The organism is Actinoplanes xinjiangensis (genome assembly GCF_003148685.1).
GTDB lineage: Bacteria > Actinomycetota > Actinomycetes > Mycobacteriales > Micromonosporaceae > Actinoplanes > Actinoplanes xinjiangensis.
In genome coordinates this window covers 1-13,608 of sequence record NZ_QGGR01000015.1, presented here as the reverse complement: position 1 = coordinate 13,608, position 13,608 = coordinate 1, and the positions used below count along the sequence as shown (strand labels likewise).

The following is a 13,608-nucleotide window of genomic DNA, read 5'->3' as shown; positions in this document are numbered from 1 at the left end:
AGTTCGCCGGCCGTCCCGCACGGGCGGGACGGCGGGCGCCTCAGACCGCGCCCACCGCCGTTCCGGATGCGGCTCCGGCCAGCCAGGCGGTCAGGTCGGCGGCCGGCAGCGGACGGCTGATGTGGTAGCCCTGCGCCTCGTGGCAGCCCAGCTCATCCAGCGCCTGCAACGCCGACTCGGTCTCGACCCCCTCGGCGACGACCCGCAGCCGCAGGTTCCGGGCCAGGTCGACGACCGCCCGCACGATGGTCTCGTCCCGGCTGTTCTCGCACATCTTCATCACGAAACTCCGGTCGATCTTGAGTTCGTGCGGCGGCATGTCCCGCAGGTGCGCGATCGAGGAGTATCCGGTGCCGAAGTCGTCGATCGAGATGTTGACGCCCTGCTCGCGCAGCCCGCCCAGGACCTCTCCGGCGCGCATCATGTCGGCGATCACGGCGCTCTCGGTGATCTCCAGGGTGAGCAGTTCGGGGCGTACCCGGTGGCGGTCCAGCGCGGCCGCGACCGTCGCCGGGAAGGTGGCGTCGGACAGTGAACGGGCCGGGATGTTCACCGACACCGGCAGTTCGTGGTGCAGCTCCGCCCAGCGGGCGATCTGCGCCAGCGCCTGGTCCAGCACCTCCGCGGTGATCAGATCGATCAGGCCGGTCTCCTCGGCCAGCGGGATGAAGACGTCCGGCGCGAGCAGCCCGCGCTCCGGGTGCTGCCAGCGCACCAGGGCCTCGGCACCGCACGGCATCCGGGTGGCCACGTCCACTTTGGGCTGGTAGAAGACGACGAGTTCGCCGCGCTCGATGCCCTGCCGGAGTTCGCTCTGCAGGCTCAGCCGGCTCGCGTCGCCCTCGTCCAGCGACGCGTCATAGCCGGTGACCCCGCCGTGCCGGCGCTTCGCCGCATACATCGCGACGTCGGCGTGCTGGAGCAGCGCTGCGGCGTCCACACCGTCGCGGGGGTAGACGGCCACACCGATGCTCGCGTCGATGTCGACCGACAGGCCGTTGAGCCGGACCGGCCGGCGCAGCGACTCCAGGATCCGATGGCCGGCCTCCACCGCCTCGGGCTGGTCCGGTGTGGTCGGCATGACCAGAGCGAACTCGTCGCCGCCGAGGCGTACCACGATGTCGCCGCCCCGGCAGCCGTGATCGAGACGCTGTGCCACCTCGACCAGCAGTTCGTCACCGACGTGGTGGCCGAGGGTGTCGTTGACCTCCTTGAACCGGTCGAGGTCGATGAGAAGCAGGCTGAACGGTTCGCCGGTCTCCTCGCCGTGGCGGACCGCGACGTCGAGTTCGTCGTGCAGCATGGCGCGGTTGCCGAGTCCGGTCAGCGGGTCGTGGGTGGCCTCGTGCAGGCGCCGCGCGGCCTGCCGCTCGGCCCGGCGCCGGTAGCCGCCGAGCACGAGGACGCACACCGCGAACAGCACCGAGACGGTCGGGGCGGTCACCTGGGCCACCGTCCGGAGCACACCGGCCCGGCTGTCGACGGCGGCCAGGTCGTCGGCGCCGCCGCTCGCCAGGTATTCCCGCAGCACGGCGTCCTGGGCGCCGACCGGCACCGGGTTGTCGGTCAGCGCCTGGACGACCTTGTGGGCGCGGCGGACCTCCCGGGTCGCCTCCGTGGTGCCGGCGACGGCGAGCACGGCCGTGACGGCCAGGGTGACGATGCCGACGGCGGTGCCGGCCACGGCGACCCGGGCGGTCGCCCGGCGGGCCAGCAGGCGGCCCCAGCGGATCCGTGGTCCGGTCCGGCCGATGGATGTGCTCGCGTTCACGCCAGTCCTCAGTCGGTTCCCCGGGCGGCGACCTGACCTTTCGGCCAGGTCGCACCGGATTGCTACACGGGGACGTCGCGACGGCGCAGGGCGATCAGGCCGGCGCCGCCCAGTGCGGCGGCGATCAAGGTCAGCACCAGGAGGGGTACGACCGTGAAGCTCGCACCGGGCAGGTGCGGGACATGGGTGAACGGGGACAGGTCGAGCACCCACTGATCGACCTCCAGCAGCGGCCCCACCATCAGGATCAGCAGCGCCGCGGCGACGACCGCCCATGCGGCCGCGGCCAGTTTCGGCGCCACCCCGATCAGCAGCGTCGTCACCCCGGCCAGCACCCAGACGGCCGGCAGCTGGGCCAGCGAGGACGCCACCACCGGACCCGGATCGCCGTGCACCAGCCCGGCGACCACCCCCTCGGCGAGCAGCGCCACCGCCGGGCCGAGCAGGGCGAAGAGCAGGTGGCTCGCACTCCACGCCCACCGGCTCACGTCGGTGCTCAGCATCGCCTCGGCGTGCCCGCTCTGCTCCTCGTCGCGGATCCGCAGCGCGGCCTGCACGGCGTAGCACGAGATGATCAGCGCGCAGGTCTGTGCGATGGAGGCGAAGTAGGCGTCCATGATCGAATCACTCCCGCCGAGCTGGCTGAAGATCCTGCTCATCGCGCTGGAATCCGCGGCGATCTGGGCCACGCTGGTACTCACCCCACCGAAGACCAGGCCCAGCGCCGCGAACCCGGCCGTCCAGCCGATCAGCAGGCCGCGATGCAGCCGCCAGGCCAGAGCGATCGGTGACCGCAGGGACCCCGCCGCCCTGGCCGGCCCGAGCCGTCCGGCGAGCAGGCCGCCACCGAGGTCGCGGCGCGTCAGCAGGTACGCCGCGACACCCACCGTGGCCGACGTGCCGACGACTGCCGGCACCATCGGCCACCAGTCGTCCGCCCCGAACGGGAAGACCCGGTGGATCCAGCCGATCGGCGACAGCCAGGACATCCAGTCCAGCCGGCCACCACCGAGCGCCGAGATGTCGCCGCCCATGCGCAGCACATAGGACACGCCGAGGACCAGCACCGCGATCGCACGGGCCCCGCGGCCGCTGTCGCCGAGCTGCGCCGCGACCGCACCGACCCCGGCGAAGAGCCAGCCGCTGACCGCGTAGGACGCGCCCAGCGCCACCGAACCCCCGGCCGGCAGCCCGTGGCCGATCAGGGTGACCGCCACGAGCACGCCGATCACCAGGCACGCCAGAACCGTGGCCAGCACCGCGGCGGCCAGCGGCGCGAACCGGCCGACCACGCCGGCCCGGACCAGCTCGGTGCGCCCGGCCTCCTCGTCGGCCCGGGTGTGCCGGATGACCGTGAGCAGCGCGGCGAGACCGATCATCACCGGCAGGAATCCACCCCGCCACACGGTCAGCTCACCGAGGCTGTCGCCGTGCAGTGGGCCGTAGAGGCCGACGAAACCGGCGTTGGCGGCGCTGATCTGCGCGTAGTGGATCCGTTCCTGCACGGTGCCGAACAGGGTGTCGAAGCCACTGACGTAGACATACGGCAGGACACCGAACAGCAGCACCCAGAGCGGCATGATGATCCGGTCGCGGCGCAGCACCAGCCGGAGCAGGCCGGTCGTCCCGGTCATCGGGCGGCCTCGGTGTCCCGGGCGTAGTGCCGCAGGAACAGCTCCTCCAGCGACGGCGGCTGACTGACCAGACTGCGCACCCCGGCCTCGACCAGCGACTTCAGAGCCGGCTCGAGAGCCTCGGCGTCGACGTCGAAGGCCACCCGTCCGTCCTCGGTCTTCAGGTCGTGCACCCCGGCGATGGCGGCGAGCCCGTTCACCGGACCGGTCAGCTCGGCGCGGATCGTGGTGCGGGTCAGGTGGCGCAGGTCGGCCAGGGTGCCGGTCTCCACCGCCCGGCCGGCCCGGATGATGGTCAGGCGGTCACACAGCGCCTCGACCTCGGAGAGGATGTGGCTGGACAGCAGAACCGTACGGTCACCGCGCCTCTTCTCCTCGAGGATCACCTCCCGGAAGACCTCCTCCATCAGCGGGTCCAGCCCGGAGGTCGGCTCGTCGAGGATCAGCAGCTCCACATCGGAGGCCAGTGCGGCGACCAGCGCCACCTTCTGCCGGTTGCCCTTGGAGTAGGCGCGGCCCTTCTTGCGCGGATCCAGCTCGAATCGCTCGACCAGGTCGTCGCGCCGTTTGCGGTCGACGCCGCCGCGCAGCCGGCCGAGCAGGTCGATGACCTCGCCGCCGGTCAGGCTGGGCCAGAACGTGACGTCGCCCGGGACGTAGGCGAGCCGGCGGTGCAGCGCTGTGGCGTCGGCCCAGGGATCGCCGCCGAGCAGCCGCGCCGTGCCGCCGTCGGCCCGCATCAGCCCCAGGAGCACGCGGATGGTGGTGGTCTTGCCGGCCCCGTTCGGCCCGAGGAAACCGTGCACCTCCCCGGTCGCGACCCGCAGGTCCAGCCCGTCCAGAGCGGTGACCGCCCCGAACCGTTTGATCAGTCCTTCGACATCGATGGCATCCGCCATGACCCCTTCTCTCCGATCAGAGAATCCTCAAGCCGATCCAGCTCCTTACGAGCCTGGTCGGCCTGCTCCGGGGTGAGTAGCGGCTGGGTGAAGATCTCCACGGACGCGCGGATCATGCGCAGATAGCCGGGCATCTCGCCGACGTCCTGCCCGAGCACGGCGGAGAGCTGGTCGCGCATCAGGAACATGCCCATCTTCATGGCGCCGAGCACGGCCGCGAACGCCCGAGGGTCGGACGCGTCCAGCCCGGCGGCCTCCACCCAGCGCTCCCCGTGCACCACCGCCTGCGTGAACATGGCCGAGCCCCGGGGGGAACCGTCCATCAGGGAGCGCACCAGGTATTGCTGCAGGGCCATGGCCTCGGGGGCCAGGGCGCCGACCGCCTGGTTGTCGGTGAACCGCATCTGGATCTGCGCGATCTGGCCCATCGCCCACTCGTCGCAGGCGTCGCGCAGACCCTCCTTCGACCCGAAGTGGTGCCGCAGCAGGCCGGAGGAGACACCGGCGGCCTGGGCGATGTCGCGGATCGTGGCACCCGCGATGCCGCGCTCGGTGAAGAGCGCGATCGCGGCGTCCCGGATCCGGGCCCGTGCGGTCAGGTCGCTGTCACTACTCACACGTGTAGCGTACTACACGCGTGTGTAGCCGAGCATCGTCGTCTATATGCCGTTCACTGTCGCCTTGGTGACTCCGCTGGCGGTCAACTCCCAACGGGCCAGCAGATCGCCGTACGTGCCGGAGTCGATGAGCCGCTGGAGCGCGTCACGCAGACAGTCCCGCAGTGCGGCGTTCCTCCTGTCGACCGCGATCCCGAAGAGGCCGGGCTCGTACTGCTCGTTCGAGGCCAGCTGGAAGAAGGCACTGGTCCGTTCGTCGCTGGCCAGGTACGACGCGGGCGGATAGTCCTGCAGCGCCGCCACCACGCGGCCGAGCCGGAGCTCCACCAGGGCGTCGGCGTTCGTCGGCAGGCTGATGATCCGGAGCGGGGCGGTCCCGCACTTCTTCGCCGCCTGCACCAGCATCGTCTCCTGGTAGGTGCCCTTCTCGGTGGCCACCGCGTGCCCGCAGAGATCGTCGAGGCCGGCGATCCCCTTCGGGTTCCCGCGCTGCACCAGGATCGACGTGCCGGTGGAGAAGTAGTTGACGAAGTCCGCCTTGTCCCGCCGGTCCTCGGTGTCGGTCATCGACGAGAGCACCCCGTCGTACGTGCCGGCCGAGACCTCGTCCAGCGCCGTGTTGAAGACGCCGACCACCATCTCGACCCGGACCCCGAGCACCTGCCCGAGCGCGGCCGCCAGATCGGGCTCGAACCCGATGATGGTGCGCCCGTCGGCGGCGAAATACTCCATCGGCGCGTAACTGGCGTCGGTCACCAGGCGCACGAATCCCCGCGTCCGGACGGCCTCGGGCAGCTTCGCGTGCAGCGCCGCGTCCATGGCCACGGCGCCGACCTCGTCCACCGCCCCGGCCGCGACGACGGCGTTCTCGCCCCCGGTACAGCCACCCGCCGCGAGGGCGAGCGCGATCCCGGCGGCGGCCGCGGCACGGCGTAGGAAGATCATCGAGGTAGTCCTTCGATCATGGTGGCGGATACTTCTTCGGACACTGCTCCCGGCACTGCGAACATCGCCGGATCGACCTGCGGCCACGGCACGGGCCGGCCGATCAGGTAACCCTGCGCCTCGTCACAGCCGGCCTCGATCAGCCAGCGGTAGACCTCGGCCGTCTCGACGCCCTCGGCGGTGGCCCGGCTGCCCAGCGCGTGCGCCAGCTCGATCACCGACCGGACGATCGCCCGGCTCTGCGGGTCGTGCGCCACGTCCGCGACGAACTTCCGGTCGATCTTGATCTCGGCGACCGGCTGCCCGCGCAGGTGGGACAGGCTGGTGAACCCGGCACCGAAGTCGTCGACCGAGAGGCCGACGCCGAGCGCCGCCACCCGGGCGAGCACACGTTCCACCGTGTCGACGTCACCGGCCAGCGCGGTCTCGGTCACCTCCAGCACCAGACGGTCCGCCGGGGTGCCGGTCCCGGCCAGCAGCTCGGCCACCAGGTCCGGGAACCCGGCCACCTCCAGGTTGCGTACCGACACGTTCACCGACACCGCCCACGACTGTCCGGCCGCGGTCCAGCCCAGCCGGTCGGTCAGCGCCCGGCGCAGCACCCACTCGGTGAGCGGGACGATCAGCCCGGAGTGCTCGGCGGCCGGCAGGAAGTCACCCGGCGGCAGCAGCCCGCGTTCCGGGTGCTGCCAGCGCACCAGGGCCTCCAGCGCGGTCACCTCGCCGTCCGGCAGGCCGACCTTCGGCTGGTAGTGCAGGACCAGTTCGTCGCGTTCCAGGGCGTGCCGCAGCTCGGCCTGCACCACCAGCCACTGCTGCGAGTGGGAGATCCCGTCACCGGAGTAGACGACGATGTCGGCGGTGCCCCGCTTGCCCTGGTACATCGCGACGTCCGCGTGCTGCTTCAGCTCCTGCAGACTGACGCCGTGCTCCGGGTAGAGGGCGATGCCGAAGCTCGCCTCGATGCTCAACGGCACACCGTCCAGCACCATCTCGGCGGCCAGCCGATCCCGGACCTCCTCCAGCAGGGCCACCGTCTCCGGGCCGGTGCGACCCGGCAGCATCAGGGCGAACTCGTCACCACCGAGCCGGGACAGGATGTCGTGCGGGCCCAGGCCGGCCCGGAACCGCTCGGAGACCTCCCGCAGCAGTTCGTCCCCGGCGTGGTGCCCCAGGGTGTCGTTGACCTCCTTGAACCGGTTGAGGTCGACGAGCACCACGGCACCCGGCGCACCGTCCCGCCGCGCCCGCTCCAGGACGTCGTCCGCCCAGGTCCGGAACGCGAGCCGGTTCGGCAGCCCGGTCAGCGCGTCGTGCAGGGCACTGTGCCGCTGATCCGCGGCGTAGCGCCGCAGCGATCGGGTGGTCCACCAGGCCAGCAGCGCCAGCACCAGATAGAGGACGGCGAGACCGCCGCCGATGCGCCGGACGGTCTGGGTCACCTGGTGGTCCAGGCGGTCGGCGATCGGCTGGTACGGCAGATACACCTCGAGCACACCGACCGACTGACCGGTCGCCCCGGCGAACAGCGGCTGCACCACCCGGATCGTCTGCGTACGCCCGGTGATCACCTTCGCCCGCGGATGGCCCTGCACCGCCGCCTGGAAGTCCGGGTCGGAGGCGGGCACGCCGTTGCTCGTCGAACCGTCGTCCGCGAAGATCACCCGGCCGGTGAAGCCACGCAACCGCAGGTGCTGCACCGACCCCCGGTACACGGCCAGGCCGGTGGACTCGCGCATCCGGTCGTACTGCTCGGCGGTCAGGCCCCGCCGGCTCAGATCGCCCCCGAGAGTGTGCGGCTCACCGCTGTTCAGCGCGGGCGCGACCACCATCTGCGCGATGACGTCGGCCTGGGCCAGGCCCTGCGCCCGGCCCTGTTCGGCCGCGTCCCGCCGGTAGTCCTGCACCACCAGCGCACCCAGGGTGACCACCGGAACGAGACTGGCCGCCGCGAAGGTCGCGAACAGCCGCGAGGTGCTCCGCACTCGCGGACGTGCCCGGCGTAACCACATGTCGACCCAGATCGACGCGGTCCCGGATCGGTTGAGGAAAACTAGCCCTCCGGCGGCGGCGCCGCTCCCGTCATGATCGCCACCGCGTCGGACATCGAGTGGGATCCCGGCGTGATCACCGCGATCCGACGGCCGAGGCGCTGAATGTGGATCCGGTCCGCGATCTCGAAGACGTGCGGCATGTTGTGGCTGATCAGGATGACCGGCAGGCCCCGGTCCCGGACGTCGCGGATCAGCTGGAGGACCCGGTTGCTCTCCTTCACCCCGAGCGCGGCGGTCGGCTCGTCCAGGATCACCACCTTGCTGCCGAAGGCCGCCGACCGGGCCACCGCGACCGCCTGCCGCTGACCACCGGAGAGCGACTCCACCGCCTGGCCGATGTTCTGCAGGGTGCCGACACCGAGCTCACTCATGTGCCGGGCCGCCTCGGACCGCATCGTCTTGCGGTCCAGCATGCGGAAGACCGATCCCAGCACACCGGGACGGCGCTGCTCCCGGCCGAGGAACAGGTTGTCGGCGATGTCCAGGCCGGGCGCGACCGCGAGAGTCTGATAGACGGTTTCGATACCCGCGGACCGGGCGTCCATCGGATTGCGGAAGTGCACCGGCTCGCCGTCCAGCCGGATCTCCCCGGCGTCCGGGACGATCGCGCCGGAGAGCGCCTTGATCAGGCTCGACTTGCCCGCGCCGTTGTCACCGATGACCGCCAGAATCTCGCCGGGCAGCAACTCCAGGTCACTGCCGTCGATCGCGACGACCCGGCCGTACCGTTTGGTGAGGCCCTTCGCCTCCAGCACCGGAGTGGTCATCGGAGCAGCACCCCCTCGCCATGCCCGCCCGGCCCTTGCTGCGCTGCGGTGCAGTCGGTCATGACTTGACCTTTCTGATCCACTGGTCGATCGAGACCGCGACCAGCACCAGCAGGCCGATCGCGAAGCCCTGCCAGACCACCTCGACGCCGGCCAGTTGCAGGCCGTTGCGGAAGACGCCCACGATCAGCGCGCCGACCAGCGTGCCGATCACCCCGCCCCGGCCACCGAAGAGACTGGTGCCGCCGAGCACGACCGCGGTGATCGAGTCCAGGTTGTACTCGGTGCCGACGTTGGGGCTGGCCGACGCGAGCCGCCCGATCAGGATCCAGCCGGCGACCGCGTAGAGCAGGCCGGCCGTCGTGTAGACCGAGAACAGCACCCGCCCGGTCCGGATACCGGCGAGCCGGGCCGCCTCGATGTCGTCACCGGTCGCGTAGACGTGCTTGCCCCAGGCCGTCGAGCTCAGCGCGTACGCGAAGAACCCGAACAGCAGCAGCATGATGATCGACCCGTAGCTGAGCCGGAACGACCCGATCGGGATCGCGTCACCCGTCCACGTCATCAGGGCGGGCATGTCCGCGCCACGGACCGTCTCGCTGTTGCTGACCACCGCGTTCAGCGAGAAGAAGATCGTCAGGGTGCCCAGCGTGACGATGAAGGGTGGCAGCTTGATCCGGGTCACCAGCAGGCCGTTGAGCGCACCCATCGCCGTGCCGCAGGCGAACCCGAGCAGCAGCGCGAGCGGCGCCGGCACTCCCGCGTCGGTGGCGAAGAGCGCCATCAGCATCGACGAGAACACCGCGATCGCGCCGGCCGACAGGTCGATGCCGGCGGTCAGGATGATCAGCGTCTGACCCAGCGCCAGCATCGCGATTACGGTCACCTGAAGCAGCACCAGCGACAGGTTGGCGGCCGAGAAGAACCGGCCGTTGACGATCGAGAACGCCACGATCGCCAGGACCAGGACGGCGAGCGGGCCGAGAACCGGGTTGCCGTGCAGCAGATGCTGAAGCCGCCTGCCCATCGAGTCCTGACGCCGCACCTCGAAGTCGGCGGCGGTGGTGGTTGTCATACTCACCCCCAGCAGTTCTGCTTGCCCCACGCGGAGTCCTTCGCCTCCACGCCGGCCTGCGGATCGTCGGTGATCAGTTGCACGCCGGTGTCGACGAAGCTCTTGCCGGCGGTGTTCTGCGGTTTGGCACCGGTCTTCGCGTACTCCGCGATCGCGGCGACCCCCAGCTCGGCCATCTTGATCGGAAACTGCATCGAGGTCGCGCCGATCACCCCGCCGGCGACGTTGTCGACGCCCGGGCAACCGCCGTCGACCGAGACGATCGTGACGTCGCGTTCACGGCCGGCGGCTTTCAGTGCCTCGTACGCCCCGGCCGCCGCGGGCTCGTTGATGGTGTAGACCAGATTGATCGTCTGATCCTTCTGGAGCAGGTTCTCCATCGCCGTACGCCCGCCCTCCTCGTTGCCGTCGGTGACGTCGTGCCCGGCGATCCGTGGATCGTTCTCGTCGCCGATCCGGGCCGGGTCGCCGACGTCCACCCCGAAGCCCTCCAGGAAGCCCTGGTCGCGCTGCACGTCCACGGAGACCTGGTTGGCGTTGAGGTCGAGCATCGCGATCCGGGCGGGGGTCCCGGCCTTGTCGAACTTCGCCTTCGCCCACTGCCCGATCAGCCGCCCGGCCTGATAGTTGTCGGTGGCGAAGGTGGCATCCGCGGCGTCGGCCGGCTCGACCGGTGTGTCCAGGGCGATGACGAGCATCCCCGCCTCGTGGGCCCGGTCGATGGCGGGCACGATGGCCTTGGAGTCGTTCGGCGTGATCAGGAAGCCCTTCGCCCCGAACGAGATCAGGTTCTCGATCGCCAGCACCTGGGCCTCGTTGTCGCCGTCCACACGGCCGGCGAAGGTCTGCAGGTCGACCCCGGCCGTACCGGCCGAGCCCTGCGCGCCCTCCTTCATCGTGACGAAGAAGGGATTGGTGTCCGTCTTGGTGATCAGGCCGACCACCGGCTCACCGGTACCGCGGTTACAGGCGGCCGTGCCCGCGATCAACAGGGTCACGCATCCGAGGGCCATGAGGGATCTGGATCGCTGGCGCACGTCCACCTCCGGCGGGCATCGATGGACACCGTTGCCATGGAGTAGACGCCCACGCCAACCGGGGTGTCAACAGCGAGTTTCCATCGAGTTACATAGCGAGACGGTCGCCGATGCGCCCGCGGAGCGCACCGGCGACCGTCCGAAAACGACCTGCGGGAAGTTCACGACGTACGACGGAACGGTCGCCATACCCTGCACCGGACCGCCCGTGGTGTTGACCTCGTTGTCGATGACGCCGTTGCCACCGGACCCCCGACTTGACCGGAACCTCGAAACCCCGTCCGCGTGGATCGACAGGTTCACGTCGAAGTAGCAGTAGCGGCCCATCGCCCACGCTTCATGCGTAAGCACCGATGGCCGTGTACCAGCTGTAGGTGCCGGACACGCGGGATCATCCAGCGTTCCCTAAACCCTTCCCCGGAACCGGTTCCGCCGCTCGCGAGAACAGCCATGCGAACATTCACCGGACAATTAGCATCGAGTGCATGCGGCTCGTCCTGATCAGCGACACGCACGTCCCCCGGCGCGCCCGCGACCTGCCGGCCGTCCTCTGGACCGCGATCGACCAGGCCGACGTGGTGGTCCACGCCGGCGACTGGGTCGACGTCGGCCTGCTCGACCGGCTCGAGGCACGGGCGGCGCGCCTGATCGCCTGCTACGGCAACAACGACGGGCCGGCACTGCGGGCCCGCCTGCCCGAGATCGCCCACGCCGACCTCGACGGGGTACGGCTCGCGGTCATCCACGAGACCGGCCAGGCGACCGGCCGTGAGCAGCGCTGTGCGGCCCTGTTCCCCGACACCGACGTCCTCGTCTTCGGCCACTCCCACATCCCGTGGGACACCACCGCCCCGAGTGGTCTGCGCCTGCTCAACCCGGGCTCCCCCACCGACCGCCGACGCCGGCCGGACCACACGTACATGAGCGCCCACATCACCGCCGGGGCCCTCCACGACGTCACCCTCCACCGATTGCCCCCGCGCCCGCCAACACGCCCCTGAACAGGCCAGACACACCGAACGGCACGAACCCGCCGGGACCGGCTGACAGCCGGGCGGCGGGTTCGCGGTGGATTTCCGGCTGGTTCCCACCGCTGTCTCAGCGACCTCGAGACAGCGGTGGGAACCAGCCGCGTTCGGGGTCAGCCGAGGTCGACGGACGGGTAGAGCGGGAACGGGGCGAGCAGCTCGGTGGCCTGCTTGCTGATCCGGTCGGCGAGCGACGGGTCCAGGTTGAACTTCGCCTTCGAGCCCTCGGCCGGGGTCGTCGCCCCGAGCACGGTGTGGATCAGGTCGGCGATCTGGTCCATCTCGGCGACGCCGAGACCGCGGCTGGTCAGAGCCGGGGTACCGACCCGGATGCCGGACGTGTACCAGGCACCGTTCGGGTCGTTCGGGATCGCGTTCCGGTTCGTCACGATGCCGCTGTCCAGCAGGGCCTGCTCGGCCTGGCGCCCGGTGATGCCGAACGGGTGCACGTCGAGCAGCACCAGGTGGTTGTCAGTGCCGCCGGAGACCAGCTGCACACCCCGCTTCAGCAGACCCTCGGCCAGCGCCTGGCTGTTCGCGACGATCTGCTGGGCGTAGGTCGCGAACTCCGGCCGGCGCGCCTCAGCGAACGCGATCGCCTTGGCCGCCATCACGTGCGGCAGCGGGCCACCGAGCACCATCGGGCAACCCCGGTCCACCTGCGGGGCGAGCTCCGGCTGGCAGAGGACGGCGCCACCACGCGGGCCACGCAGGCTCTTGTGGGTGGTGGTGGTGACGATGTGCGCATGCGGGATCGGGTTGTAGTCGCCGGTGAACACGCCACCCGCGACCAGACCGGCGAAGTGCGCCATGTCGACCATGAAGGTTGCGCCCACCTCGTCGGCGATCTCGCGCATCTTCGCGAAGTTCACCTTCCGGGGGTACGCCGAATAACCGCCCACGATCACAGCGGGCTTGAACTCCTTGGCACTCTCCCGGAGGGCCGCGTAGTCGATCTGACCGGTCGCCGGGTCCACCCCGTAGCTGCGCTGGTCGAACATCTTGCCGGAGATGTTCGGGCGGAAGCCGTGGGTGAGGTGACCGCCGGCGTCCAGGGACATGCCGAGCAGCCGCTGGTTGCCGAACGCCTGCCGCAGCTCGGCCCACTCGGCATCGGTCAGGTCGTTGATCTGCCGCTTCTCGAACTTCTTCAGATACGGCACCTCGACCCGGTCGGCCAGGATGGCCCAGTAGGCGACCAGGTTGGCGTCGATCCCGGAGTGCGGCTGAACATACGCATACGGCGCGCCGAACAGAGCCTTGGCATGCTCGGCCGCCACCGATTCGACGATGTCGACGTTCTGGCAGCCGGCGTAGAACCGGCGACCGACGGTGCCCTCCGCATACTTGTCGGAGAGCCAGTTACCCATGGCGAGCAGGACCGCCGGGGAAGCGTAGTTCTCACTCGCGATCAGCTTCAGCGACTCACGCTGGTCGGTCAGCTCCTGCGCGATCGCGTCAGCGATGCGCGGCTCGACGGACCGGACCACATCGAGGGCGGAGCGGAAAGCGATGGACTCGGCGTTCAACTCAGGCATGGGACCTCCCTATCACGTAGCGAAGAGGCCCAGGCGCACGGCATACGTCATCTCGACGGAGCCGCTCCCCGATGGTCAACCATCCGAACGCGCCAGTCACGGCCCGGGCCCAGCATACCGCCGGCGTACGCCGAGGCGCTCACCGGTGCAAAAAGAAAAGGCCCACCCGTTACCCGGGTGGGCCTTTCCTTACGTTGAGTCCGGCGGCGTCCTACTCTCCCACACCCTCCCGAGTGCAGTACC

12 protein-coding genes and 1 riboswitch are annotated in these 13,608 nt (G+C 70.3%); of the genes, 1 reads left to right on the top strand and 11 read right to left on the bottom strand.

The window, feature by feature from the left end:
- Positions 1–40: 40 nt before the first annotated feature.
- The 10 genes from BC793_RS29380 to BC793_RS29335 form a co-directional block, all read right to left on the bottom strand.
- On the bottom strand, positions 41–1,771 hold the full coding sequence (locus tag BC793_RS29380) for a putative bifunctional diguanylate cyclase/phosphodiesterase (RefSeq protein ID WP_109598411.1): 1,731 nt from the start codon (positions 1,769–1,771) through the stop codon (positions 41–43).
- 62 nt (positions 1,772–1,833) lie between these two features.
- Positions 1,834–3,405, bottom strand: coding sequence for an ABC transporter permease (locus BC793_RS29375; protein ID WP_109598409.1), 1,572 nt, complete (start codon positions 3,403–3,405; stop codon positions 1,834–1,836).
- Positions 3,402–4,304, bottom strand: coding sequence for an ABC transporter ATP-binding protein (locus tag BC793_RS29370; protein WP_109598407.1), 903 nt, complete (start codon positions 4,302–4,304; stop codon positions 3,402–3,404). The genes BC793_RS29375 and BC793_RS29370 overlap by 4 nt, the downstream gene beginning before the upstream one ends.
- Positions 4,274–4,921, bottom strand: a complete 648-nt coding sequence (locus tag BC793_RS29365) for a TetR/AcrR family transcriptional regulator (protein ID WP_109598405.1) — start codon at positions 4,919–4,921, stop codon at positions 4,274–4,276. Before BC793_RS29365 ends, BC793_RS29370 begins: the two co-directional genes overlap by 31 nt.
- A gap of 42 nt (positions 4,922–4,963) precedes the next feature.
- Complete coding sequence (locus BC793_RS29360; RefSeq protein ID WP_109598403.1) at positions 4,964–5,866, bottom strand: ABC transporter substrate-binding protein; 903 nt, start codon at positions 5,864–5,866, stop codon at positions 4,964–4,966.
- A complete protein-coding gene (locus tag BC793_RS29355; RefSeq protein ID WP_275416241.1) occupies positions 5,863–7,851 on the bottom strand; it encodes a putative bifunctional diguanylate cyclase/phosphodiesterase in 1,989 nt (662 codons plus the stop codon). The genes BC793_RS29360 and BC793_RS29355 overlap by 4 nt, the downstream gene beginning before the upstream one ends.
- Positions 7,852–7,919: 68 nt before the next feature.
- Complete coding sequence (locus tag BC793_RS29350) at positions 7,920–8,687, bottom strand: ATP-binding cassette domain-containing protein (RefSeq protein WP_109598399.1); 768 nt, start codon at positions 8,685–8,687, stop codon at positions 7,920–7,922.
- Between the two features lie 58 nt (positions 8,688–8,745).
- On the bottom strand, positions 8,746–9,762 hold the full coding sequence (locus BC793_RS29345) for an ABC transporter permease (protein WP_109598398.1): 1,017 nt from the start codon (positions 9,760–9,762) through the stop codon (positions 8,746–8,748).
- Between the two features lie 2 nt (positions 9,763–9,764).
- Positions 9,765–10,760 (bottom strand): substrate-binding domain-containing protein, encoded by a 996-nt coding sequence (locus tag BC793_RS29340; RefSeq protein WP_239170286.1) that lies wholly within the window; start codon positions 10,758–10,760, stop codon positions 9,765–9,767.
- Between the two features lie 105 nt (positions 10,761–10,865).
- Positions 10,866–11,150, bottom strand: a complete 285-nt coding sequence (locus BC793_RS29335) for a hypothetical protein (protein ID WP_146246495.1) — start codon at positions 11,148–11,150, stop codon at positions 10,866–10,868.
- 134 nt (positions 11,151–11,284) lie between these two features.
- On the opposite strand from BC793_RS29335, the gene BC793_RS29330 reads away from it, so the two are divergent.
- Positions 11,285–11,800, top strand: a complete 516-nt coding sequence (locus BC793_RS29330; protein ID WP_109598392.1) for a metallophosphoesterase family protein — start codon at positions 11,285–11,287, stop codon at positions 11,798–11,800.
- Positions 11,801–11,940: 140 nt separating this feature from the next.
- On the opposite strand, the gene BC793_RS29325 is transcribed toward BC793_RS29330, so the two are convergent.
- Positions 11,941–13,365: a glycine hydroxymethyltransferase gene (locus BC793_RS29325; RefSeq protein ID WP_109598390.1), complete on the bottom strand. Its 1,425-nt coding sequence runs from the start codon at positions 13,363–13,365 to the stop codon at positions 11,941–11,943.
- Positions 13,366–13,385: 20 nt separating this feature from the next.
- Positions 13,386–13,475, bottom strand: a riboswitch (ZMP/ZTP riboswitch).
- Between the last annotated feature and the right edge of the window lie 133 nt (positions 13,476–13,608).

Excerpts from the sequence above, each read along its gene's own strand:
- BC793_RS29375 (WP_109598409.1), bottom strand. The coding sequence starts at position 3,405 with ATGACCGGGACGACCGGCCTGCTCCGGCTGGTGCTGCGCCGCGACCGG.
- BC793_RS29370 (WP_109598407.1), bottom strand. The coding sequence starts at position 4,304 with ATGGCGGATGCCATCGATGTCGAAGGACTGATCAAACGGTTCGGGGCG.
- BC793_RS29360 (WP_109598403.1), bottom strand. The coding sequence starts at position 5,866 with ATGATCTTCCTACGCCGTGCCGCGGCCGCCGCCGGGATCGCGCTCGCC.
- BC793_RS29350 (WP_109598399.1), bottom strand. The coding sequence starts at position 8,687 with ATGACCACTCCGGTGCTGGAGGCGAAGGGCCTCACCAAACGGTACGGC.
- BC793_RS29345 (WP_109598398.1), bottom strand. The coding sequence starts at position 9,762 with ATGACAACCACCACCGCCGCCGACTTCGAGGTGCGGCGTCAGGACTCG.
- BC793_RS29330 (WP_109598392.1), top strand. The coding sequence starts at position 11,285 with ATGCGGCTCGTCCTGATCAGCGACACGCACGTCCCCCGGCGCGCCCGC.
- BC793_RS29325 (WP_109598390.1), bottom strand. The coding sequence starts at position 13,365 with ATGCCTGAGTTGAACGCCGAGTCCATCGCTTTCCGCTCCGCCCTCGAT.